This is a genomic window from Streptococcus mitis (genome assembly GCF_000960025.1).
Taxonomy (GTDB): domain Bacteria; phylum Bacillota; class Bacilli; order Lactobacillales; family Streptococcaceae; genus Streptococcus; species Streptococcus mitis_DH.
Genome location: NZ_JYGQ01000003.1, coordinates 114,786 through 136,565, shown reverse-complemented (window position 1 = coordinate 136,565; position 21,780 = coordinate 114,786). Strand labels below are relative to the sequence as shown.

23 protein-coding genes and 1 pseudogene are annotated in these 21,780 nt (G+C 39.2%); 5 read left to right on the top strand and 19 right to left on the bottom strand.

Translation table 11 applies throughout. The annotated features are described in order from the left end of the window. The first annotated feature begins 53 nt into the window (after window positions 1-53). Complete coding sequence (locus tag TZ91_RS06490; RefSeq protein ID WP_033687469.1) at window positions 54-854, top strand: DUF1189 domain-containing protein; 801 nt, start codon at window positions 54-56, stop codon at window positions 852-854. Between the two features lie 9 nt (window positions 855-863). Further along, entirely contained in the window at window positions 864-1,850 is a 987-nt protein-coding gene (locus TZ91_RS06485; protein WP_033687470.1) for a LacI family DNA-binding transcriptional regulator, read from the top strand. 28 nt (window positions 1,851-1,878) lie between these two features. Here the strand turns inward: TZ91_RS06485 and TZ91_RS06480 are convergent, their stop codons facing one another. The 13 genes from TZ91_RS06480 to rgg form a co-directional block, all read right to left on the bottom strand. After that, window positions 1,879-2,820 (bottom strand): YitT family protein, encoded by a 942-nt coding sequence (locus tag TZ91_RS06480; protein ID WP_033687472.1) that lies wholly within the window; start codon window positions 2,818-2,820, stop codon window positions 1,879-1,881. Then, on the bottom strand, window positions 2,798-4,561 hold the full coding sequence (gene aspS, locus TZ91_RS06475) for an aspartate--tRNA ligase (RefSeq protein WP_033687473.1): 1,764 nt from the start codon (window positions 4,559-4,561) through the stop codon (window positions 2,798-2,800). The genes TZ91_RS06480 and aspS overlap by 23 nt, the downstream gene beginning before the upstream one ends. A 154-nt stretch (window positions 4,562-4,715) precedes the next feature. Next, window positions 4,716-4,946 (bottom strand): hypothetical protein, encoded by a 231-nt coding sequence (locus TZ91_RS06470; RefSeq protein WP_000832184.1) that lies wholly within the window; start codon window positions 4,944-4,946, stop codon window positions 4,716-4,718. A 17-nt stretch (window positions 4,947-4,963) separates the two neighbouring features. Then, on the bottom strand, window positions 4,964-5,605 hold the full coding sequence (locus TZ91_RS06465) for a CPBP family intramembrane glutamic endopeptidase (protein ID WP_000771205.1): 642 nt from the start codon (window positions 5,603-5,605) through the stop codon (window positions 4,964-4,966). A gap of 9 nt (window positions 5,606-5,614) precedes the next feature. Beyond that, on the bottom strand, window positions 5,615-6,313 hold the full coding sequence (locus tag TZ91_RS06460) for an ABC transporter permease (RefSeq protein ID WP_033687475.1): 699 nt from the start codon (window positions 6,311-6,313) through the stop codon (window positions 5,615-5,617). Then, window positions 6,306-7,130 (bottom strand): ABC transporter ATP-binding protein, encoded by an 825-nt coding sequence (locus TZ91_RS06455; RefSeq protein WP_033687477.1) that lies wholly within the window; start codon window positions 7,128-7,130, stop codon window positions 6,306-6,308. The genes TZ91_RS06460 and TZ91_RS06455 overlap by 8 nt, the downstream gene beginning before the upstream one ends. Window positions 7,131-7,140: 10 nt before the next feature. Further along, on the bottom strand, window positions 7,141-7,881 hold the full coding sequence (locus TZ91_RS06450) for a DUF3169 family protein (protein ID WP_023938970.1): 741 nt from the start codon (window positions 7,879-7,881) through the stop codon (window positions 7,141-7,143). A 2-nt stretch (window positions 7,882-7,883) separates the two neighbouring features. Continuing rightward, the gene (locus TZ91_RS06445) at window positions 7,884-8,081 is read right to left on the bottom strand and encodes a hypothetical protein (protein ID WP_023938972.1); all 198 of its coding nucleotides are present in this window, start codon (window positions 8,079-8,081) and stop codon (window positions 7,884-7,886) included. Next, on the bottom strand, window positions 8,081-8,287 hold the full coding sequence (locus TZ91_RS06440) for a helix-turn-helix transcriptional regulator (protein WP_001176233.1): 207 nt from the start codon (window positions 8,285-8,287) through the stop codon (window positions 8,081-8,083). The genes TZ91_RS06445 and TZ91_RS06440 overlap by 1 nt, the downstream gene beginning before the upstream one ends. Window positions 8,288-8,296: 9 nt before the next feature. Continuing rightward, window positions 8,297-8,764, bottom strand: coding sequence for a hypothetical protein (locus TZ91_RS06435; RefSeq protein WP_162174237.1), 468 nt, complete (start codon window positions 8,762-8,764; stop codon window positions 8,297-8,299). Further along, window positions 8,764-10,044 (bottom strand): histidine--tRNA ligase, encoded by a 1,281-nt coding sequence (gene hisS / locus TZ91_RS06430; protein WP_033687481.1) that lies wholly within the window; start codon window positions 10,042-10,044, stop codon window positions 8,764-8,766. The genes TZ91_RS06435 and hisS overlap by 1 nt, the downstream gene beginning before the upstream one ends. Before the next feature lie 77 nt (window positions 10,045-10,121). Next, window positions 10,122-11,369: an MFS transporter gene (locus tag TZ91_RS06425; RefSeq protein ID WP_033687483.1), complete on the bottom strand. Its 1,248-nt coding sequence runs from the start codon at window positions 11,367-11,369 to the stop codon at window positions 10,122-10,124. A gap of 313 nt (window positions 11,370-11,682) precedes the next feature. Beyond that, window positions 11,683-12,534, bottom strand: a complete 852-nt coding sequence (rgg, locus tag TZ91_RS06415) for a quorum-sensing system transcriptional regulator Rgg (RefSeq protein WP_033687485.1) — start codon at window positions 12,532-12,534, stop codon at window positions 11,683-11,685. 123 nt (window positions 12,535-12,657) lie between these two features. On the opposite strand from rgg, the gene TZ91_RS06410 reads away from it, so the two are divergent. Beyond that, entirely contained in the window at window positions 12,658-12,999 is a 342-nt protein-coding gene (locus TZ91_RS06410; RefSeq protein WP_033687487.1) for a metal-sulfur cluster assembly factor, read from the top strand. Between the two features lie 256 nt (window positions 13,000-13,255). Here TZ91_RS06410 and ilvD read toward each other — a convergent pair whose 3' ends face one another. The 6 genes from ilvD to TZ91_RS06380 form a co-directional block, all read right to left on the bottom strand. After that, window positions 13,256-14,959 (bottom strand): dihydroxy-acid dehydratase, encoded by a 1,704-nt coding sequence (gene ilvD / locus TZ91_RS06405; RefSeq protein WP_000137343.1) that lies wholly within the window; start codon window positions 14,957-14,959, stop codon window positions 13,256-13,258. A 230-nt stretch (window positions 14,960-15,189) separates the two neighbouring features. Further along, the gene (locus tag TZ91_RS06400) at window positions 15,190-16,122 is read right to left on the bottom strand and encodes a transketolase family protein (protein ID WP_033687489.1); all 933 of its coding nucleotides are present in this window, start codon (window positions 16,120-16,122) and stop codon (window positions 15,190-15,192) included. Then, window positions 16,119-16,976 carry a transketolase gene (locus TZ91_RS06395; RefSeq protein WP_033687490.1) on the bottom strand — a complete coding sequence of 286 codons (858 nt, stop codon included), beginning with the start codon at window positions 16,974-16,976 and terminating at the stop codon, window positions 16,119-16,121. The genes TZ91_RS06400 and TZ91_RS06395 overlap by 4 nt, the downstream gene beginning before the upstream one ends. Before the next feature lie 3 nt (window positions 16,977-16,979). Then, entirely contained in the window at window positions 16,980-18,326 is a 1,347-nt protein-coding gene (locus TZ91_RS06390; protein ID WP_000975289.1) for a PTS ascorbate transporter subunit IIC, read from the bottom strand. 12 nt (window positions 18,327-18,338) lie between these two features. After that, on the bottom strand, window positions 18,339-18,623 hold the full coding sequence (locus tag TZ91_RS06385; RefSeq protein WP_023947577.1) for a PTS sugar transporter subunit IIB: 285 nt from the start codon (window positions 18,621-18,623) through the stop codon (window positions 18,339-18,341). A 3-nt stretch (window positions 18,624-18,626) separates the two neighbouring features. Beyond that, complete coding sequence (locus tag TZ91_RS06380; RefSeq protein ID WP_023947575.1) at window positions 18,627-20,657, bottom strand: BglG family transcription antiterminator; 2,031 nt, start codon at window positions 20,655-20,657, stop codon at window positions 18,627-18,629. A 235-nt stretch (window positions 20,658-20,892) separates the two neighbouring features. On the opposite strand from TZ91_RS06380, the pseudogene TZ91_RS10665 reads away from it, so the two are divergent. Next, a pseudogene (locus tag TZ91_RS10665) lies at window positions 20,893-21,505 on the top strand (SPFH domain-containing protein). Between the two features lie 25 nt (window positions 21,506-21,530). Further along, window positions 21,531-21,707, top strand: coding sequence for a type II toxin-antitoxin system antitoxin (locus tag TZ91_RS06365; protein ID WP_033608448.1), 177 nt, complete (start codon window positions 21,531-21,533; stop codon window positions 21,705-21,707). Window positions 21,708-21,780 lie beyond the last annotated feature (73 nt).

Here is a 21,780-nt window from a genome sequence, read left to right as displayed (position 1 = left end):
GCACATTTCTCTATATAATACTCATATAGAAAACACCTTTTAGAAAGATACCTATGCTTCCATATCCATTTTCCTATTTTTCAAGTATTTGGGGATTTCGTAAGCCCCTGTCCAAACGTTTCGGACTCAACTGGTTCCAACTTCTCTTTACCAGTATCTTCCTTATCAGCTTATCTATGGTACCTATTGCCATCCAAAACAGCTCGCAGGAGACTTATCCGCTAGAAACCTTTATCGATAATGTCTATGAACCATTGACAGATAAGGTTGTACAGGATCTCTCTGAACACGCTACAATTGTTGATGGCAAATTAACTTATACTGGAACAGCTAGTCAAGAGCCTTCTATTGTGATCGGTCCAAGTCAAAGCAAGGAATTACCTAAGGACTTGCAACTGCATTTCGATACGAATGAGCTCGTCATCAGCAAGGAAAGCAAGGAATTGACCCGTATCTCTTACCGGGCGATTGAGACTGAGAGTTTCAAAAGTAAAGACAGCTTGACCCAAGCTATTTCTAAAGACTGGTACCAGCAGAATCGTGTCTATATCAGTCTCTTTCTGGTTCTCGGTGCGAGCTTCCTCTTTGGTTTGAATTTCTTCATTGTCTCTCTAGGAGCTAGTCTTCTCCTTTATATCACTAAGAAATCACGCCTCTTTTCATTTAGGACCTTTAAAGAGTGCTACCATTTTATCTTGAACTGTTTAGGATTACCTACTCTAATTACGCTTATTTTGGGACTCTTTGGCCAAAATATGACAACTCTCATTACTGTACAAAACATTCTTTTTGTTCTGTATCTGGTCACTATCTTTTATAAAACGCATTTCCGTGATCCAGATTACCATAAATAGGAGATTTTTATGCCCGTTACGATTAAAGACGTGGCCAAGGCTGCTGGTGTTTCGCCTTCAACCGTAACCCGTGTTATTCAAAACAAATCAACCATTAGCGACGAAACGAAAAAACGCGTTCGCAAGGCTATGAAAGAACTCAATTACCACCCCAACCTCAATGCTCGTAGTTTGGTAAGCAGTTATAGCCAAGTTATCGGCTTGGTCCTTCCTGACGACTCAGACGCCTTCTATCAAAATCCTTTCTTCCCATCTGTCCTCCGTGGTATCGCCCAAGTCGCCTCTGAAAACCACTACGCCATTCAGATCGCGACAGGTAAAGATGCCAAAGAGCGTCTTAAAGCTATTTCTCAGATGGTCTATGGTAAGCGTGTAGATGGTTTGATTTTCCTCTATGCCCAAGAAGAGGACCCTTTGGTTAAGTTAGTAGCAGACGAGCAATTTCCTTTCCTTATCTTAGGTAAATCTCTATCTCCCTTCATTCCACTTGTCGATAATGACAATGTCCAAGCTGGTTTTGATGCGACAGAGTATTTCATCAAAAAAGGATGCAAGCGAATTGCCTTTATCGGAGGTACTAAGCGACTCTTCGTAACACAAGACCGTCTGACAGGTTACGAGCTAGCTCTAAAACAATACCAACTTCCTCTCGATACTAATCTGACTTACTTTGCTACTGAATTTCTTGAAGATAATGGTTATCGCTTTAGTAGACTTCTCTTCAAACACGATCCAAATATTGACGCTATTATTACCATTGATAGTCTCCTTGCTGCAGGGGTCTGTGATTACATCGCAAAACACCAACTGGATGTCCCTGTCCTCAGCTTCGACTCAGTCAATCCCAAGCTCAACTTGGCAGCCTATGTCGATATCAATAGTTTGGAGCTTGGTCGTGTTTCCTTTGAAACTATTCTCCAGATCATCAATGATGCTAAAAGCAATAAACAAATTTGTTATCGCCAGTTGATTGCCCACAAAATTATCGAAAAATAAAAACCAGCTCGCGCTGGTTTTTTAGTTACTAATTTTCTGTTTCAACGAATCGTCCCAAAATATGAACATTCTCAGATACAGAGACAAAGGCGCTTGGATCCACCTGTTTCATAATCTGTTTAAATTCATTAAACTCTGCACGTGTAATGACAGTGATTAAAACTGCCTTTCTTTCGTGATTATAGGTTCCTTCTGCATCGTGGATCATGGTCGCTCCACGGTGCAATTTTTTATGGATTTTTTCAATTACCTTATCTGGATGATTGGTCACAATCATTGCCTGCATCCGTTTTTGCTTGGTAAAGACCGCATCTGTCACACGGCTAGAGACAAAGATGGTAATCATAGAGTAGAGGGCGTATTTCCAACCAAAGGTCAAACCGGCTATCAGCATGATAGTCCCATTTACCAAGAAGGAAATACTGCCGACATTCTTACCCGTTTTCTTGCGAATGGTCAGACTGACGATATCCGTCCCACCACTGGAGATATTATTACGAAGAGCAAAACCAATCCCCAAACCCATGACAACACCACCAAAAAGGGCATTGATAATGGGATCCTCCGTCAAGGTCGCCACAGGGACAAACTGGATAAAGAAGGAACTCATGGACACCGTGATAAAGGTAAAGACGGTGAACTTATGCCCAATCTGATACCAAGCCAAGACCATCAAAGGAAAATTAATGGCGTAGAAGGTCAGCGAAATCGGAATATGAAAACCAAACCAGTGATTACTCAAGGCAGAGATAATCTGTGCCAGACCTGTCGCACCACTCGAATACACATGCCCTGGTTGGAAAAAGAAATTGACCGCTACTGCTGATAAAAAACCATAGACCAGAGAAGCCGAAATCTTCTCATCATACTTTTCTCGAGAGATGCTTTGTAATACACGTAAAATTTTTATCTGATAAGCAAAGCGGCGCAGATAATAGCGCCACCGCTTAATTCGTTTTGCTTGTTTCATCTTCTTCTACTTGTAAGCTGAGTTCCTCTAGTTGTTTGAGAGCTACTGTTGAAGGAGCTTGTGTCATTGGATCAGTTGCCTTGTTGTTCTTAGGAAAGGCAATAACTTCACGGATATTTTCTTCTCCAGCTAAGAGCATGACAAAGCGGTCAAGCCCGATAGCCAAACCACCGTGTGGTGGGAAACCATAGTCCATGGCTTCAAGAAGGAAACCAAACTGGTCATTTGCTTCTTCGGCTGAGAAACCAAGAGCCTTGAACATGCGTTCTTGAAGGTCTTTTTGGTTGATACGAAGGCTACCACCACCAAGTTCATAACCGTTCAAGACGATATCGTAAGCAATGGCACGAACCTTAGCCAAATCACCTTCTAATTCGTGATTAGTCTCTTCCTGTGGAAGCGTGAATGGATGGTGGGCGCTCATGTAACGACCTTCTTCTTCAGACCATTCAAACATTGGCCAGTCAACCACCCAAAGGAAGTTAAATTTATCGTTATCAATCAAGCCAAGCTCTTTGGCAATACGTCCACGAAGGGCACCAAGAGTTGCATTGGCCACTTCAAGCGTATCCGCCACAAAGAGAACGAGGTCCTTATCTTCAAGTGCAAGCGCTTTTGTCAATTCTGCTTGGATGCCTGTCAAGAACTTAGCAACTGGTCCGTTTAATTCTCCATCAACAACCTTGACCCAAGCAAGACCTTTGGCACCATATTGTTTGGCTACTTCCGTCATCTTGTCGATGTCTTTACGTGAATAGTTGTCCGCAGCTCCTTTGACTACAATTGCTTTTACAGCAGGTGCTTCTGAAAAGACTTTAAAGTCTACACCTTTGACCACTTCTGTCAGGTCCTGAAGCAACATGTCAAAACGAGTATCAGGCTTGTCAGAACCGTAAAGAGCCATAGCGTCATCATACTTCATACGTGGGAAAGGCAGAGTGACTTCAATGCCTTTTGTTTCCTTCATGACACGCGCAATCAAGCCTTCTGTGATATCTTGGATTTCTTGCTCAGTAAGGAAAGATGTTTCCAAGTCAACCTGGGTAAACTCAGGCTGGCGGTCACCACGCAAGTCCTCGTCACGGAAACATTTAACGATTTGGTAGTAACGGTCAAAACCAGCATTCATCAATAACTGCTTAGTGATTTGTGGACTTTGAGGAAGAGCGTAAAAATGCCCTTTATTAACACGAGATGGCACCAAGTAGTCACGCGCCCCTTCAGGCGTTGACTTAGAAAGGAATGGTGTCTCCACGTCGATAAACTCCAACTCATCCAAGTAGTTGCGGATAGAGTGGGTCACCTTAGCACGAAGTTTGAGATTTTCCAACATTTCTGGACGACGAAGGTCAAGGTAACGGTAACGCAAACGCGTATCGTCATTGGCCTCAATGCCATCCTTAATCTCAAATGGGGTTGTCTTAGCTGTATTCAGCACTGTTAGAGCTGTCACGTTTAACTCAACTGCACCAGTTGGCAACTTATCATTAGCTTGCTCACGCGCAGCGACCTGTCCAGTTACTTCGATAACAAATTCGCTACGAAGGCTTTCAGCTGTTGCCATGACCTCTGCAGAGACTTTTTCAGGGTTGATAACCAACTGCATGATTCCTTCACGGTCACGAAGGTCAATAAAGATCAAACCACCCAAGTCACGACGACGGCCAACCCATCCTTTCAAGGTCATTTCTTGTCCGATGTGTTCCTCACGAACACGACCAGCATACATACTACGTTTCATTATTTCTCTCCTCTTTTATTCTGTTACTATTTTACCATAAAAGCGCAGGCTCTTCATGAAAATCATCAGAAAAGTTTGCCTGTCTTAAAAAATCAGGTAAAGTCCCTAAAAATTAGCGCTCATACAAAAATCCGATGAACTTCATCGGACTCTTTTATTTTGAATTTTTGCCTGCTTTACGCTTTTCAGCGATTTCGGCTGCCTTTCGAGGCAAGACAATTTCCGTTGTATAAGCTGTCCCAAAGCGCAAGACACCTGCAATAGGGGCAAAGACGACTGCTAGATAGTTATAGAAGAAATCGCCCTTAAAGGCATAAGCTAGCGCTCCAATGATGAAAAATAGAACAACTGCCTGAATCACTGCTAATAAAATTACTCGTTTCATGTGACCTCCTGACTCTATTATAGCATGAGAATCATCAAAAAGCCGACTAAATTATTTAAAGCGTGAAGAGAAATACTGTAGACCAGACCTTTTCTGCTAATATAAGCCAAGCCCAAGCTAAAACCAAGACTAGCATAAACTAAAAATTGTTGCACATCTCCTGGGAAATGAATCAAGGCAAACAGAACACTAGTTACCAGAAGAAAAATTAGAGTTTGTTTACTATTGTCCTGCTTAGGAAAGAGGTAGCGTGCTAACATCCCTCTAAAGATAAGTTCTTCCGTCAAAGGAGCAAAAATAACGACCGCAAAGAAGGAGAAGAGTGGCTGAGCCAAGGTCAAGTCTGTCGCCATTTGTTGATTTACCGAAGGATCATCTGGCAAGAAAAACTGGACAAGCAGAGATAAGAACCAAACCAGAGCAGGAAGCCAAATAAATCGGTTGAAGCCACTCTTCTCAATATGAACAGGACCTTTCTGATACCATTTATAAATGACGTACACATATACTCCAGCCAAGGCCACATAAAGCAAGGTAGTAGCATAGGGTGAAGCGCCTAGATTCAAAGCTTCTACAGCCCCACTCTGAACGGTACCATAGATAAACACAAAGGATAGAATGGCTAGAAGAAACCAGCCAAGGTTTTTAAGTAGTTTCATATAAATCTCCTATCTTGCTTTATAGCTGTTTTTCAATACAAAGAGGTTCGCTATTCCTAACACAAGTACCCAGGCAAGTAACATACCGATGTTAGAAAAAGATATCTCTCCACCTTTTTTATTTAAAAGATTTACAATAGGACCGATGAACGAATAATCCAACACTTTTTGAGCCGTATCATTTTGAAGAGCAATTATAGGTAAAAAAGAGACAATTAACATAGGGAAGATACTATAAACTTGCGCTTTAGATTGAGTATCTGATACCGCACCGATTAGAATGTTGATAAAAATAATACTAATCGTTGCTAGGAGCAAATAGATAACGTAGGCAAATAAATAACCAGATAGATCTACTTTAAGATAGATGGGAAGTACAATCATAGCAAGTAACATTATCAGAATAGGGAGAACAAGCATACTGAAAGTATATTCTGTTGCTGTCACACCACTTAGGATGAGTGATTTAAGATTTCGTTTTTCCTTATCTTCTGCCATCATAATCGATACCATATAACCACTTCCCATACTCAAGACCATGGTCAAACTCGTAGAGAGGAGCAACATACTCAATTCTCCATTCTTATTCATGAATTCATTATATAGAACAGCAATACCAAAAGGCATCAATAAAGTTGCTAACAAACTTGAATTGCTAATAAGGACTTGCACTCTTAACCATAGTAGGGCATTTAATTTTCTAAACATCTAACTTTTCTCCTGTTAATCTGATAAAGATTTCTTCTAGTGTTGGCTCACAAGAGTGAACCACCATCAAATCTGTCGTGTCTAAATGTGGCAATTCTTCAAATGGAACTATCTGTTCTCGTCCATCGTTATAAACCACACGTACTTTCTTATCCACATGGTACTTCTGGATAATATCTTGCGGACTTCCATACTCTATTAAGTTCCCCTTATTCAAAAGAGATAAGCGATCACAAAGCAGAGTTGCTTCATTCATATCATGCGTGGTCAGAAAGATAGTTGTCCCCGCCTGCTTTAATTCTTGAAGTAGGATATGAATCATCTTAGATGTTGTAGGGTCTAAGCCACTAGTTGGCTCATCTAGGAAGAGAATCTTAGGAGCATTCAGAAGGGCACGAGCCAAGAACATTCGTTGTTTCATTCCTGTAGATAGTTTTTCTGCGATAATATCTTTAGCATCTGCCAATCCAACCTGTTGGAGCACCTGATTTACTCTATCTGACTTGAGACCATATAGCTTAGCATAGATGAGCAGATTTTTGTAAAGACTCATCTTTTCATAAAAACCACTGCCATCACTAACTATACCAATTTGTTCCAAATCATTTGAAGTTAAATCTTGAGAATTCTTGCCTAACAAAATTGTGTTACCTTGATCTGCAGCCAACTGACCTGTTAAGACATTGATCATGGTTGTTTTACCTGAGCCAGAAGGTCCAAGAAAACCAAAGATTTCACCCTCCTTGATCTCAAAAGAAATCTGATGAAGAGCCTTTTTGCTCCCAAAACTTTTGCTTACATTTTCAACACGAATCATAGAAACTCCTTTATTTGAAATAACGTTTTACCATAGGTAACTGCATCACATTGATATAAATATGGATTGCTCCTACAAGCAAGAAGGCTAGTAACTGAATCTCTCCTGTCAGTAAGGAAAAGAGAGCAATCAGAAAGTACAAAGCTGGCAAGACATAGTTATTTAATTGGAATAGAATCCGAAAACTCTGTTCCAAATTAGCCTTGCGCTCCCCTTCATCATAAGAATCGAAATGATCCAAGATATCCTTTGGTGTAGAGAAAAATGCCAAATCAAACTGACGAACAATCGCAATGGTCTTAAAAAGATATTTTTGAGCATTTAAAACTAACACTAACCCCAAAAAGGAAAGGGATAAGGTTATATGGCTTATATCGAGTACAATTACTTCACTTCCTGAAATGAAGAGAGCCAATAAAATCGCTACGCTTGCACTATTAAAAGCAATAGTTCCAAACTCGAGATTCCGATACATCTGCACATAATAGGTTTCATTCAGATCATCATCCATTTCCTCTTGATACAAGGAGTGAAATTTTCTGCTTTTCTTTAAGAAATTGAACGTCAAAAGAATGCTAATGAAACCTAATACTAAACAAATAGCTGATATCCATGGTATCAAGATTTTTACATCTAAAATAATTTCGTGGGATTCGGCACCAGCCTTCAACATATCTACAAATATGTACAAGAAACCTCCCAAGACAATAGACATTAAAAATAACAAGACACCTTTCTTTTTCTTTTTCATATTCATTCTCCTTTTTCACTTGCTAGATTGTTTGCTTTCTTTTCAATCCAGTCAACGACTGGGATAAGAGCAAAGTAAGCCCAAACAAATTGATCACTGTAATAGAGATCAAACCATCCTAGATTTGTTCCAATTAGTAGACACACGCTAACTAATAGAGCTATGGCAACTACATAATAAATCACTCTATACTTGTTCATCACTCGTCCTCCTCCAAGCGAAATACCGATTCGACTGTTTCATTGAAAATCTGAGATATTTTCAAGGCAATCACAACGGACGGGGTGTATTCGTCCCGTTCTAATAGGCTAATGGTCTGTCTGGAAACCTCTGCTAGCTTGGCTAGTTCGGTTTGATTGAGGCCATCGCGAGCCCGCAGCTCTTTTAGACGATTTTTTAGTTGCATGTTACACACCTACTTTCCGTCAAATTCAACGGCTTGGATATCCTCAATACGTTGCAACTTGAATTTTTCTTTCCCATTTTTATCAACATGACGTAGTTTGACCCATTCCTCATCAACATCCACAACTTCCCATAAAGATGTTCCAAACACTTGTCCAACGATTGTTGGTTTTTTCCCAATTAATTCTTGCAATAATCTTGACATATCTATATTTCCTTTCTCTTTTCTTTCGATTACCTTTAACCTCTTCTCTAACCGCTTGATTTTTTTAGATTGACTCGTATAAATCAAGACGAGAAAAGGAAAAAAAATCCATACCCACATGTGGCTCCCTCCTATTTCTTTATTTCTTAACTTGCTTACATTGTAACACATCTTTTTCTTTTTGACAAGTATATTTGTCAAAAAGTTTATTATTTTTGTCATTTTGCAAAAGAAAAAGGTCAGGAGTACGGTCCTGACCAGTTTATCTACTATTAAAAACCTAATTTTTCAAAGATTTCTGAGAAGTTTTGGCTGATAGCCTCAAGTGACACTTGCACTTCTTCTCGGGTTTGGTTGTTCTTGACCGTCACTTGTCCGCTTTCGACTTCACTCTCTCCTAGGGTGATGAGGGTCTTAGCCGCAAAGACATCGGCTGACTTGAACTGAGCTTTGAGTTTACGGTTGAGGTAATCACGCTCTGCTTTGAATCCTTGTTGGCGAAGGGCTTGTACCAACTCCAAGGCCTTGACATTTGCTCCTTGACCCAAGACCGCGATATAGACATCTAGGGCATTTTCGATAGGGAGGGTCACACCTTGCTTTTCAAGAATGAGAAGCAGGCGCTCTACACCAAGTCCAAAACCAAATCCAGCAGTTTCCGGGCCTCCAAAGTAAGCAACCAAACCATCATAGCGACCACCCGCACAGACTGTCAAGTCATTGCCCTCAATCTCAGTAATGAACTCAAAAATGGTGTGGTTGTAGTAGTCCAGACCACGTACCATATTGGTATCGATGATATAGTCTACTCCAAGATTTTCCAACATCTGACGCACAGCATCAAAATGAGCTTGACTTTCTTCATCAAGGAAGTCCAAGATAGAAGGCGCATTCTCTACTGCTACCTTGTCTTCTTTTTCCTTAGAGTCCAAGACACGGAGAGGATTTTCCTCCAAACGACGCTGGCTATCCTTAGATAAGGTCTCCTTGAGCGGTGTCAAATAGTCAATTAAGGCTTGACGGTAGGCCGCGCGGCTCTCAGGATTTCCAAGAGTGTTAAGGTGCAATTTGACACCTTGGATACCGATTTCTTTCAGGAAATGAGCTGCCATAGCAATGGTTTCCACATCAGTAGCTGGATTGCTAGATCCAAAACACTCAACACCAATCTGGTGGAACTGGCGCAAACGCCCTGCCTGTGGACGCTCATAGCGGAACATAGGGCCCATGTAGTAGAACTTACTTGGCTTTTGTACTTCTGGGGCAAAAAGTTTATTTTCCACATAGGAACGGACAACAGGCGCAGTTCCTTCTGGACGGAGGGTAATATGACGGTCACCCTTGTCATAAAAATCGTACATTTCCTTGGTTACGATATCCGTTGTATCTCCGACAGAGCGACTGATAACCTCGTAATGCTCAAAAATAGGCGTGCGCACTTCTGCATAGTTGTAGCGCTTGAAAATCTCACGGGCAAAGCCCTCAACGTACTGCCATTTGGCAGATTCAGCAGGTAAAATATCCTGCGTTCCTTTTGGTTTTTGTAATTTCATAGGGAATCCTCTTTAAACTTAATAGTCTTATTTTACCATAAATAGAGGGATTAAAACAGTGAGAAAAAAATTAGGATTCAAATATCATTTTTAAGATTAAGAACTGTCAAAAGAATAGCCAACAAGGAAAGACCAACAAATAGCATCCAAGTCAACTGTATATTCCATACGGCTACAAGTGAAAAACAGGCTGTTCCCACAGGTATGGATAAGGTGAACAATAAACCTAAAAAATTACTGGTACGAGCTAGAACCTCTGGAGCTAGATTTTTCAGGAGCATGGCACTAATCTTTGGTTGAACTTTACCAGACACATACAGAGTTGAACAGAGAAATAGTAAACCAAGTACGACTTGATTGAATAAATTAGCTAGACCAACTAGACTGAGTCCTACGGTCACCCACATCATCAATCTAGGCAAGGACTGCTTCCCAAAATAATCATTGCCCGTAAGGCTACTGATGATGATTGCTAACAAAGCACAGACTTGACTGATAAATAATGCCTCTGTGTAAGAAAAGTCCAAAAGAGTGTGGCTCAAAAAGAAGATGTTATAGATGCTTCCTAAAGCGCCACCCAAGGCATTGATAAGCAAGACAGCACAGAGCATAAAACCAAAGTTTTTCTGTCCACCTTTAAGAAAAACGAGACGTAAATTCCGATAAATCGTTAGGAACTGGTCTTTGATAGAAAGCTTCTCATTTTTTAGTGATTCACCATCAGGAGATGAAATTGACAGGCTCAATTTGCTTTTTCCTAAAAAGAGGATGACGGCTGATACTAGGAAGAAACAGGCATTGATTCCCGCAACGAGGGAAAAATTGTTGACCGATAGCCCTAAGAGCCAGACTCCAAAAGCTTGACCACCAATAGCTGAAATATAGGTGATGAACTGTGAAAAAGAGTAAGCTTCCATCAAATCCTCTTCAGCTACTTTTTCCTTAACGAGAGGCATGCGCAAACCACCAGCAAAATCACTAATCACATCACTGATGACATTGATTAAACACAGGCTAGAAAAGGCAAAGAGACTAGCTTGCTGAACAACTAGGGCTGCCAGAAAAAATAAAAACGCCTGAAACAAACCGCTATAGACCATCCATTTGACCTTGTCCCTTGTGTAATCTGCCCGAATTCCTACAAAAACTGTAAAGAGAGTCGGAAGAATCATGATAATATTCGCCATAGCAACCGCAAAAGAGGCTTGTGGCAGGGTCGATGCATAGACGATAAATACCAGATTAAAAATCGAAGCACCAAAGGCATTGAAGAAGCGTGACAAAGTCAAGAGTCGATAAGCTTGATTTCTAAACAATAGTTTCATAGGTAATCTCCCTTCTTGTTCGAATACTCAATGAAAATCAAAGAGCAAACTAGGAAGCTAGCCGCAGGCTGCTCAAAACAATGTTTTGAGGTTGTGGATGGAAGCTGACGTGGTTTGAAGAGATTTTCGAAGAGTATAAGTTCTATATAAAGTATGACTACAGTATAGCACTTAGAAATTGAAAGGGAAAACTTTTGAATATATGCAACACATAAAATAAGCAAAAAAAACGATAGACCTTCTTTGATAACCTGAGAGAGGGTAAGAGTTCTATCGCTTCAAATTTTAAATAATTTTCTTAGTTTGCAGATATTCAACAATCGGTCGTTTTTCTATAGTATTCGGCAGATTTATTACAGCCAAGCATCTCAAAAATACGGACAGCATCTTCCATCTTTTTCTGACCTTCCTTGACTCTGCCTTGCTTGCTATCAAGGAGACCTTCCGCCCACAAATAGACAATTCGGAAATAGGTTTCATTTTCATTGTAGAAATGCTCTTCGATAACACGTTTAAAATAAGAGGCATTGGTAAATTCTTCACACTCAATGCTGGCTAAAAAGCCATTCAATAGTATAGTGTGAAAAAGGTTTCGATTACCAGACATTTCCATTAGAAAATCAGATTTTCGAACCATTTCTCGTACATATCTAGTAAAAAGAGAAACAGATAGAAATGGTGAACTGACTGAAAATAAATTGAGTTCATAGATTCCCCAAATCTCGGTAGAAAACAGGTAATCATGAAGGACTTTTCCTTCCTCTGCCGTTAACTCTACCCTTTCATCCATGCTCTTCATATAAGACTTGATAAGAATGGCATTTAGAATATGTTTCTGTTTGTTTTGAGAATGGGCTTGCTTTTGATACTCCTTGCGATACAAGTCCTCAAGCGGAGCTATGTTCTTTGGATCCAAGACATCTATGATTTCTTTTCTCAACTCAGAATCTGTATCATACTGAAACCCTCTCGCCAGAAAGAGGATTTCCTCTACACTGGCAGATATATTTTCTAGGGCAAATAGAAACTTTTCCACCGAAAGCTCACTATGACCTGTTTCAAAGCGGGACAACATAGATGGCGAAAATTGTCCCCCAGTTGCTTGTCTCAGCGAGATATTTCTTGACTCTCGTAATTGTCTAAAGACTTTTCCAATCTGCTCCATAGGCTTCCCCTTGATTCAGTATTTTCTTCATTTTATCATATTTTTCAGAAAATTCATCAAAAACTTGCCAAATTGTCAGAATTATGAGAAAATAGAGGATATTTATCACGTGGAGGGACTGTAATGAGAGACGATATCAAAATTAATGACCGCGCTTTGGCCTTGCAAGACCAAATTATCGAAAAACTAGAGAAGGTTTTTGATACAGATGTAGAATTGGATGTTTACAATCTAGGTCTGATTTATGAAATCAATCTGGATGAAACGGGGCTCTGCAAGATTGTCATGACCTTCACCGACACTGCCTGTGATTGTGCCGAAAGCCTGCCTATCGAAATCGTGGCGGGTCTGAAACAAATCAAGGGTATCGAAGATGTCAAGGTTGAAGTTACCTGGTCGCCCGCTTGGAAAATCACACGAATTAGTCGCTATGGCCGCATTGCCCTTGGACTACCACCTCGTTAATACTCTTCAAAAATCTCTTCAAACCACGTCAGCTTAGCCTTATCGTATAGATGTTACTGACTTCGTCAGTTCTATCTGCAACCTCAAAACGGTATTTTGAGCTGACTTCGTCAGTTCTATCCACAACCTCAAAACAGTGTTTTGAGCAACCTGCGCCTAGCTTTCTAGTTTGCTCTTTGATTTTTATTGAGTATAAGCAGGCAAATCACTTTTGGAGATGAAAAGAAGCAAGCCGAGATTGGCTTGCTTTTTAAGTTTATTTTTTACCTGACTTGTCCATATTCCAGAAGTCTGTCACGGCTCCGCGTGAAGCAGATGATACGATGTGAGCGTATTTACCGAGGACACCACGGCTGTAGAGTGGTGGCAAGGTAGTTTCTGCCTTACGTTTTTCAAGTTCTTCTTCGGATACGGCCATGGAAATTTCTTTGGTATCTTGGTCAACCGTAACAATATCGCCTGTACGAAGGTAGGCAATTGGTCCACCATCCTGAGCTTCAGGGGCGATATGTCCAACAACCAGACCATAAGTACCACCAGAGAAACGTCCGTCTGTCAAGAGGGCAACCTTGTCTCCTTGACCTTTACCAACGATCATTGATGAAAGTGACAGCATCTCAGGCATACCAGGACCACCTTTAGGTCCAACGAAACGAACAACGACTACATCGCCATCAACGATTTCATCTGTCAGAACGGCCTGAATCGCATCTTCTTCTGAGTCAAAGACTTTAGCTGGACCAACGTGACGACGCACTTTAACACCTGATACCTTGGCAACCGCACCGTCTGGTGCAAGGTTCCCGTTCAAGATGATAAGCGGACCATCCGCACGTTTTGGATTTTCAAGTGGCATGATGACTTTTTGACCTGGTGTAAGGTCTGCAAAGTCAGCCAAGTTCTCAGCTACAGTCTTACCAGTACATGTAATGCGGTCTCCATGAAGGAAGCCATTCGCCAAGAGGTATTTCATAACCGCAGGTACACCACCGACTTCGTAGAGGTCTTGGAAGACATACTGACCAGATGGTTTCAAGTCAGCCAAGTGAGGCACACGTTCTTGGATTGTATTGAAGTCCTCAAGTGACAAGTCAACATTGGCAGCATGGGCAATGGCAAGCAAGTGAAGAGTGGCATTTGTAGAACCACCGAGAGCCATCGTGACAGTGATGGCATCTTCAAAGGCTTCACGAGTCAAGATGTCTGATGGTTTAAGACCGAGCTCCAACATTTTAACTACAGCACGTCCTGCTGCTTCAATGTCTTCTTTCTTATCAGCTGATTCAGCTGGGTGAGATGAAGAGCCTGGCAAACTCATACCTAGAACTTCGATAGCTGTCGCCATGGTATTAGCAGTATACATACCACCACAGCCACCAGGTCCAGGGCAGGCATTACATTCAAGACGTTTCACGTCCTCAGCCGTCATATCACCGTGGTTCCATTTCCCGATACCCTCAAAAACAGAAACCAAGTCGATGTCTTTGCCATCAAGATTTCCCGGTGCAATAGTTCCACCATAGGCGAAAATAGCTGGAATATCCATATTAGCAATGGCAATCATAGAACCAGGCATGTTCTTGTCACAGCCACCGATAGCGACGAAGGCATCCACGTTGTGGCCTCCCATAGCCGCCTCGATTGAGTCCGCGATGATATCACGAGATGTCAAAGAGAAACGCATACCAGGCGTTCCCATAGCAATCCCGTCCGCTACAGTGATAGTCCCAAACTGCACAGGCCAAGCACCTGCCGATTTGACACCTTCTTTAGCTAATTTCCCAAAATCATGCAAGTGAATGTTACATGGTGTATTTTCCGCCCAAGTCGAAATTACTCCCACAATCGGTGTTTCAAAGTCCTTATCTGTCATACCAGTCGCACGAAGCATAGCACGGTTTGGTGATTTTACCATGCTGTCATAAATGCTACTGCGGTGACGTTTATCTAATTCAGTCATTTGTTCCCTCCCATTTCAGTTTTTACTATTATAGCACATTTTAAAAGCAATGAACAGAAGAAAATTCTTGAATTTTCAGAAAATTCTATACACATATAAACATTTTAAATTAAAAACAACAAAGCGGATCAGGGCACTTTCTGATTACCAGAATATGCTTTTAATCCGCTCGCTTTAAATAACGTAATGTAATTTTTACAGAAGTTCTTTCAGATAAGTGTATTTAACATCTATCTTGCATTATAAAACGCTAAAACTTTCTCTTTTATATTCGATTCACTCAAACCATACTCATTAAGAAGATAATCCATTTTCCCTACTTGACCGAATCTTTCTTGAACACCCATCCGATGAATTTTTGTTATTCCATCATCAGAGAATAATTCACATAAAGCACTGCCAATTCCACCTATCTGATTGTGGTTTTCTACAGTAAATATAGTTTTTCCGCTTAACATTGTTTTTATCTGTTCTGGTATCGGTTTGATTCTAAATAAATCTATCACACCTACTGAATAACCTAATTTAGACAGTTCATCCGCAACTCGAATACTTGGAGCAACCATTATGCCAGAAGCAACTATTACAACATCTTCACCGTGTCTTAACTCAATGTAGCCTTTAGAAAAATCTTCTCCACCTTGATATACAGCCTCTGGAGCTTTTCTAATTGTTCGAATATATTTTAGTCCTTTTAATTCTAATGTCTGGTTCAAGATTTCACGAAATTGGATATCATCAGTTGCTTCAAAAATGATTGATTTAGGAATTAAACGTAACAATCCAATTTCTTCAAATGGCATATGTGTTCCACCATTCATCTCTGCCGTTACTCCTGCATCTGAGCCAATCACAGTGGCATCCAATTGTGCGTACCCAAGAGAAATAAATAATTGATCAAATACTCTTCGTGAAGCAAAAGGGCCAAATGTATGAAGATAAGGTCTAAACCCCTGAATAGATAAACCTGCTGCAAGCCCGACCATTTCTGCTTCCATGATCCCAACATTCACATAACGGTCTCCAAAGTCCTTTTCAAGATTATTAGTAGCCATCGAACTTGACAAGTCTGCTTCTAAAACTACTATATCAGAAGAACTTTGGTTAGCTTCTAGAAGGAAATCTCTATACACATGTCGTAATTCTTTCGTACTTCTCATCATTCTGTTTCCTCCAATTCCTGACTTAATCTTTCTACAACTGAAGTTAACATTTGTCTCTCCTCTACAGTAGGGCGAAGATGATGATTGGATTTCATTTCTTCCAGCTCTCGAACTCCTTGACCTTTAATAGTGTCTAATACAATACACTTAGGGGATGAATTATTTGACTGTTTTAATTGGATAATCCCTTCATAAATTTCTCTAATATCTGAACCATTGACCCTAATGGATTCAAACCCAAATGCTGAGAATTTTTCTACAAAATCACCTGGATTACAAATATCCTTTGTAAAACCATCTAATTGTTTTTTGTTATCGTCTACAAATACAATTAAATTAGATAACTGTTGATGAGAAGCAAACTGTATAGCCTCCCAACATTGTCCCTCATTTAACTCACCATCTCCAACAATAGCATAGGTATAAAAGGGACTTTTTCTTATTCTCTGACCATATGCAAGCCCGGTTGCAACACTAATTCCCTGTCCTAAAGAGCCAGTTGTCATATCTATGCCCGGCGTTAGATTTCTATCAGGATGAGACGGTAATTTGGTCCCATTTGTATTTAAAGAATGTAAGAATTCTTTGTCAAAGAAACCATTCAAATAGAGTGTGCTGTACAAAGCTGGTCCAGCATGTCCCTTGGATAAAACAAAATAATCTCTATCTCGTGACGCAAATATTTCTGGAGTCATCGGCATTATTTCACCATAAAGCACTGCTAAAACTTCTACTATAGACAGACTCCCTCCATAATGGCCGAATCCAAGATGATTCAATGTTCTAAGAGTATTTAATCGGATTTTTGTTGCAAATTTTCTTAACTCATCTTCTCTATTTTCACTTAAAATCATCCCTTATTCCTCCTTTGCAGATGGCTTTTTAATAAAGGATACTCCAAACATAACTGCTAGAATAAGAACAAGACCAATAACAATGCCTGCTTGTGAGCCAAATTGATTCAACATTCCTAAAATAATTCCTGATAGACCAAAATCTGCATCTGAGAAAGTTGACCCTTGGAAACCAAGTCCTCCCAAAACTGGCATTAAAAAGACTGGAAGAAAACTAATTAAAATACCTTGTAAAAATGCTCCAATAGTGGCTCCACGAACACCACCAGATGCATTCCCAATGACACCTGCAGTCGCTCCACAGAAGAAATGAGGCACAACGCCTGGTAAGATGACAACCGTTCCTGAAGCAATCATAATTGCCATACTTACTAAACCACCAACAAAACTAGAGATAAATCCAATTAGGACTGCATTAGGTGCATAAGTATAAACAATCGGACAATCCAAAGCAGGTTTTGAATTAGGTACAAGACGCTCTGAAATACCTTTAAAGGCTGGAACAATTTCACCCAAAATAAGGCGAACACCTGCTAAAATAACAAATACACCTGCTGCAAATTGACCTGCTAATTGTAAAGCATAAACTAGACCACTTGTACCATTACTGATTTCTTTTTCTATATATTCTGACCCTGCAAAGATAGCTACAATAATGTAAATAACTGCCATAGATAAAGTAATGCTAACAGTACTATCACGTAAAAAAGCTAAACTCTTTGGAAATTTAATGTCCTCTGTTGATTTTGATTTGTCACCGATAAGGCTACCAGTAAAACCACTCAACCAATATCCCAAAGAACTGAAATGACCTAAAGCCACCTTGTCATTTCCAGTTAATTGAACCATATATTTTTGCACAAATGCTGGGGAAATACTCATAATAATACCGAGCGCTAATCCACCTAGTAAGATAAGAGGCAAACTTGTAAAGCCAGCAACTGATAAAATGACCGCAATCATACACGCCATATATAGAGTGTGGTGCCCTGTTAAAAAGATATATTTGAATCGAGTAAAACGAGCAATTAAGATATTGAATACCATACCTGCAAACATAATCATTGCAGTAGCTGAGCCATATGTGGTTAAAGCTACAGCTACAATTGCTTCATTATTCGGTACAACTCCAGATAAATGAAAAGCATGTTCAAACATGGTACCAAATGGATTCAAAGAATTTTGTACAATTCCTGCACCACCAGATACAACTAAGAAACCAACAAAGGTCTTAATTCCACCTTTAATAATATCAGGTAATTTCTTCTTCTGAAGAACTAATCCTAAGATTGCAATTAAAGCTACTAAAATAGCTGGTGTACTAACAATATCCAATATGAACTTCATCATGACGCTAGCCTCCTAAATAAGTCCTTTTTCTTCACAAAGTTTAGTAATTAATTCTCGTAGTTCATCCATATCAATAATACTATTTAAGATACGAACATCTCCAAGATGACTAGCTGAATCAGCTAGATCACGACCCACAATCCAAATATCAGCTGCATTTGGATCTGCTCCACCTAAATCATAGTGTTCAACTTCTACATCTGAAACATTCAAATCACTCAATACAGATTCAATATTCATCTGTACCATAAAACTTGAACCTAATCCTGAACCACAAGCTGTACCAATTCTTAACATTATCTAATCCTCCTGTTTAATTATCATTTCAATGTCATCATAGTTTTTTGATGATATTAAAGTTTGAACATGATTTTTATCTCTTAAAATTGTTGTTAAATGTGACAAAGCCTTTAAATGACTCTCATTATCAATGGCTGCAATACAAATCAACAATCTTACCTCCTGTTCTGGATTATCCAATAAATAAATCGGTTCTTCCAAAACTAACATTGACATTCCTATTTCATTCACACCTTCATCTGGCCGAGCGTGAGGAATTGCTACTCCCTTCCCTAAATTAATAAAAGGCCCAAACTCTTCTACTTTTTGAATCATTGCCTCAGGGTAGTTCTCAGTTATCTTATGTTGATCCAAAAGCGGTTTAGCTGCTAAACGAATTGCCTCCTTCCATCCTAATTTTTCCGAACTAACCTGATAAGTTTCTTTTGTAATTAATTCTTCTAACAATGGTAACACTTCCTTTCTGTTCATTTCTTGATAGAGATACCTCTTTAATGCTAATTTTAACTCTAATTCTTGTGTGATTACACTATATCGTCTTACTATGCTAATTATCTGATTAAGCTCAATATCTCGATAACCTGTATCTGGGAAATCTTTTGATACCAATTCAACTAACTGTGTTGTTTGTTCTTCCGTCATCATAACAGAAACTAGATAATTTGGCTTCTCTGTATCCACCTTTATAGTAGAAAAAACCATATCATAGTCACTACTAGTTTTCGCATATAAATCATCAATCTTTGAGGTTCCTATAAACTCAATTTGAGGGAATAATGCTAATAGATTCTCTTTTATCATCAATGAAGAACTAATTCCATTAGGACAGATAATTGCTGCTTTATAACATTTTTGAGGCAAATTGTCTGCTTTCTTTAAATATCCTCCAAAATGGATAACAAAATATGCTGTTTCACTATCAGGTATGGGCTTGTCAATAGCGTCCATCAAGGGAGTCAAAGAATCTTTTACTAGTTCAAATAAATCAGGATAATGTTCTTTAACATGCAACACATATTCATTTGAGCTAGGTAAGCCGAACTTTAATCTATAGTAAGCCGGTATAAGGTGGCGGCGAAGATTTTCTCTCAATACTTCTCTTTGTTTAAAATGTAACAAAGAAATATCTTCCATTCTACTTATAATAGCCTCTGTTAATTGATTAAAGTAAACCGGAGCAACATCTACTTCACCTTCAAAGCAACTTGATAATAAAACTGTGACATAGCGATAATCATCCTCTGAAAATACCGTATCTATAATTCCCAAATCAACTACTGTATCTAATAAAATAGTCGTTATATCTTGAATAATAGGAGATACTAATGTCTCTGAAAGACATACTCTTTCAACATCCCTTTGATACCTACATATAATGAATACTAAACCGAAAAGGCAAACTTTTAATTGATTAACAATAGGTACTATCTGTAGCTTTTCATAATAATCTTTAACTACCTGATCAATCAAATCATAAGTTAATGAATACCCCCAACTGGATAAAACATAATCCAACCCCCAAATCCCTATGGAGGATTCCAGCAACTCACTAACCATTTGAAAAGCTAAACGGTGCTTATTCCACTCTGAACCGTGTAAAGTATAACCTTTTGCTCTACTGTACCCTAGCTCCAAATCATTATCCAACATAATCTTTCTTAATGATTGAATATCAGATAAGGTTGTATTCTTACTTACTTTCAAAAAGTCTTGGTAATGATTATTCGATATAAAATCTAATCGGCAAAAAGTGTAAAGATAGATTAATGCTAAGCGAGTCGACTTTGGTAAAACCAATTCATCCGACTTAATAATATCTGTCAAAGACTGCTTCGTACGATTTGATAAACTATAGCGACCTTGTTTTTTATCCAGCACTATCCCTTTATTAGCTAGATAAGGCACTAAATAATCTATTCCTTCTTTGACTTCCTTTATAGGTAAGCTCACCTTAACAGATAATTCATATAATGATAGCTCACAATGATCCATCAAAGTCATCAAAATAACTAGTGCTCTATAATCAAACATTTCTCTTCCTTTCTAACTACAATTATAGTGTAAAAGTTATAAGAATAAAAGAGTATTTCAGCACAATATAATCTCACTTCCTATAAGTAATTATTGGGCTGAAACTTTTTAGTGATTATTTGTCAACTTTCTATTAATTTTTAAAAACAAAATGATATCATTTAGATATCAAATAACAGAGGTCATTCTTATGACTGAAAAACTAATCAATTCATAACCAAATGGTGTATTAGCATTGATTCTCATTGAGTTGACAATCGTACTTGGTATCTTTATATTTATAATGGGTGTTGGTTCGGAAAACATTTTTGGAATTATTATCGGACCTTTACTAATCGTAATTGCAGCGCTAACTCATGCTGGTTTAAAAGTTGTCAAACCTCAGGAGGCTATGGTTCTGACACTCTTTGGTAACTATACAGGTACCATCAAAGAACCTGGCTTTTACTTTGTCAATCCCTTCAGCGTAGCAGTCAACCCTGCAAACCACACTCGACTTGGACAAAGTGGTGATGTTAGCACAAAATCTCCTTTTTTAGGAGCTAAATCATCAAATGACAATGACTGCTTAGGAAATCCTTGAAGCACGTATTACTTACCTAGCTTACGCACCAGAAATTGCTGCCGTCATGCTTCAACGTCAACAAGCATCTGCCATTATTGATGCCCGGAAGATGATTGTCGACGGTGCTGTAGGAATGGTTGAAATGGCACCAGAACGTCTCAATGAAGGGGAATTGGTAGAGCTTGATGAAGAACGAAAAGCTGCCATGGTTTCAAATCTCCTAGTCGTTCTCTGTGGCAATCATGATGCACAACCAATTGTCAACACAGGAAGTCTTTACTAAAGATGGCTGAAGCTAAAAAAAGCAGATCCCCCTTCGACTCTCAACAAAGTTATACGCTGCACTCGCATCATGGGCAGAAGACGACTTTCGTTCAGTCAATGGGCAAATCGAATATCTCCTCACAGAATGTGTCAAACAACGGAAGAAAGACGGAAAATACGTGTCAGAAACCATTGACGAACCATTTGAGATTGATATTTAACACCTTCTCCTGTCTGCTAGGTCTGACAGGAGAATTTTTTCATCTTTTTTTGTCAAGTAACTTTACTTTACAA

Excerpts from the sequence above, each read along its gene's own strand:
- TZ91_RS06490 (WP_033687469.1), top strand. The coding sequence starts at position 54 with ATGCTTCCATATCCATTTTCCTATTTTTCAAGTATTTGGGGATTTCGT.
- TZ91_RS06485 (WP_033687470.1), top strand. The coding sequence starts at position 864 with ATGCCCGTTACGATTAAAGACGTGGCCAAGGCTGCTGGTGTTTCGCCT.
- TZ91_RS06480 (WP_033687472.1), bottom strand. The coding sequence starts at position 2,820 with ATGAAACAAGCAAAACGAATTAAGCGGTGGCGCTATTATCTGCGCCGC.
- aspS (WP_033687473.1), bottom strand. The coding sequence starts at position 4,561 with ATGAAACGTAGTATGTATGCTGGTCGTGTTCGTGAGGAACACATCGGA.
- TZ91_RS06470 (WP_000832184.1), bottom strand. The coding sequence starts at position 4,946 with ATGAAACGAGTAATTTTATTAGCAGTGATTCAGGCAGTTGTTCTATTT.
- TZ91_RS06465 (WP_000771205.1), bottom strand. The coding sequence starts at position 5,605 with ATGAAACTACTTAAAAACCTTGGCTGGTTTCTTCTAGCCATTCTATCC.
- TZ91_RS06460 (WP_033687475.1), bottom strand. The coding sequence starts at position 6,313 with ATGTTTAGAAAATTAAATGCCCTACTATGGTTAAGAGTGCAAGTCCTT.
- TZ91_RS06455 (WP_033687477.1), bottom strand. The coding sequence starts at position 7,130 with ATGATTCGTGTTGAAAATGTAAGCAAAAGTTTTGGGAGCAAAAAGGCT.
- TZ91_RS06450 (WP_023938970.1), bottom strand. The coding sequence starts at position 7,881 with ATGAAAAAGAAAAAGAAAGGTGTCTTGTTATTTTTAATGTCTATTGTC.
- TZ91_RS06445 (WP_023938972.1), bottom strand. The coding sequence starts at position 8,081 with ATGAACAAGTATAGAGTGATTTATTATGTAGTTGCCATAGCTCTATTA.
- TZ91_RS06440 (WP_001176233.1), bottom strand. The coding sequence starts at position 8,287 with ATGCAACTAAAAAATCGTCTAAAAGAGCTGCGGGCTCGCGATGGCCTC.
- hisS (WP_033687481.1), bottom strand. The coding sequence starts at position 10,044 with ATGAAATTACAAAAACCAAAAGGAACGCAGGATATTTTACCTGCTGAA.
- TZ91_RS06425 (WP_033687483.1), bottom strand. The coding sequence starts at position 11,369 with ATGAAACTATTGTTTAGAAATCAAGCTTATCGACTCTTGACTTTGTCA.
- rgg (WP_033687485.1), bottom strand. The coding sequence starts at position 12,534 with ATGGAGCAGATTGGAAAAGTCTTTAGACAATTACGAGAGTCAAGAAAT.
- TZ91_RS06410 (WP_033687487.1), top strand. The coding sequence starts at position 12,658 with ATGAGAGACGATATCAAAATTAATGACCGCGCTTTGGCCTTGCAAGAC.
- ilvD (WP_000137343.1), bottom strand. The coding sequence starts at position 14,959 with ATGACTGAATTAGATAAACGTCACCGCAGTAGCATTTATGACAGCATG.
- TZ91_RS06400 (WP_033687489.1), bottom strand. The coding sequence starts at position 16,122 with ATGATGAGAAGTACGAAAGAATTACGACATGTGTATAGAGATTTCCTT.
- TZ91_RS06395 (WP_033687490.1), bottom strand. The coding sequence starts at position 16,976 with ATGATTTTAAGTGAAAATAGAGAAGATGAGTTAAGAAAATTTGCAACA.
- TZ91_RS06390 (WP_000975289.1), bottom strand. The coding sequence starts at position 18,326 with ATGATGAAGTTCATATTGGATATTGTTAGTACACCAGCTATTTTAGTA.
- TZ91_RS06385 (WP_023947577.1), bottom strand. The coding sequence starts at position 18,623 with ATGTTAAGAATTGGTACAGCTTGTGGTTCAGGATTAGGTTCAAGTTTT.
- TZ91_RS06380 (WP_023947575.1), bottom strand. The coding sequence starts at position 20,657 with ATGTTTGATTATAGAGCACTAGTTATTTTGATGACTTTGATGGATCAT.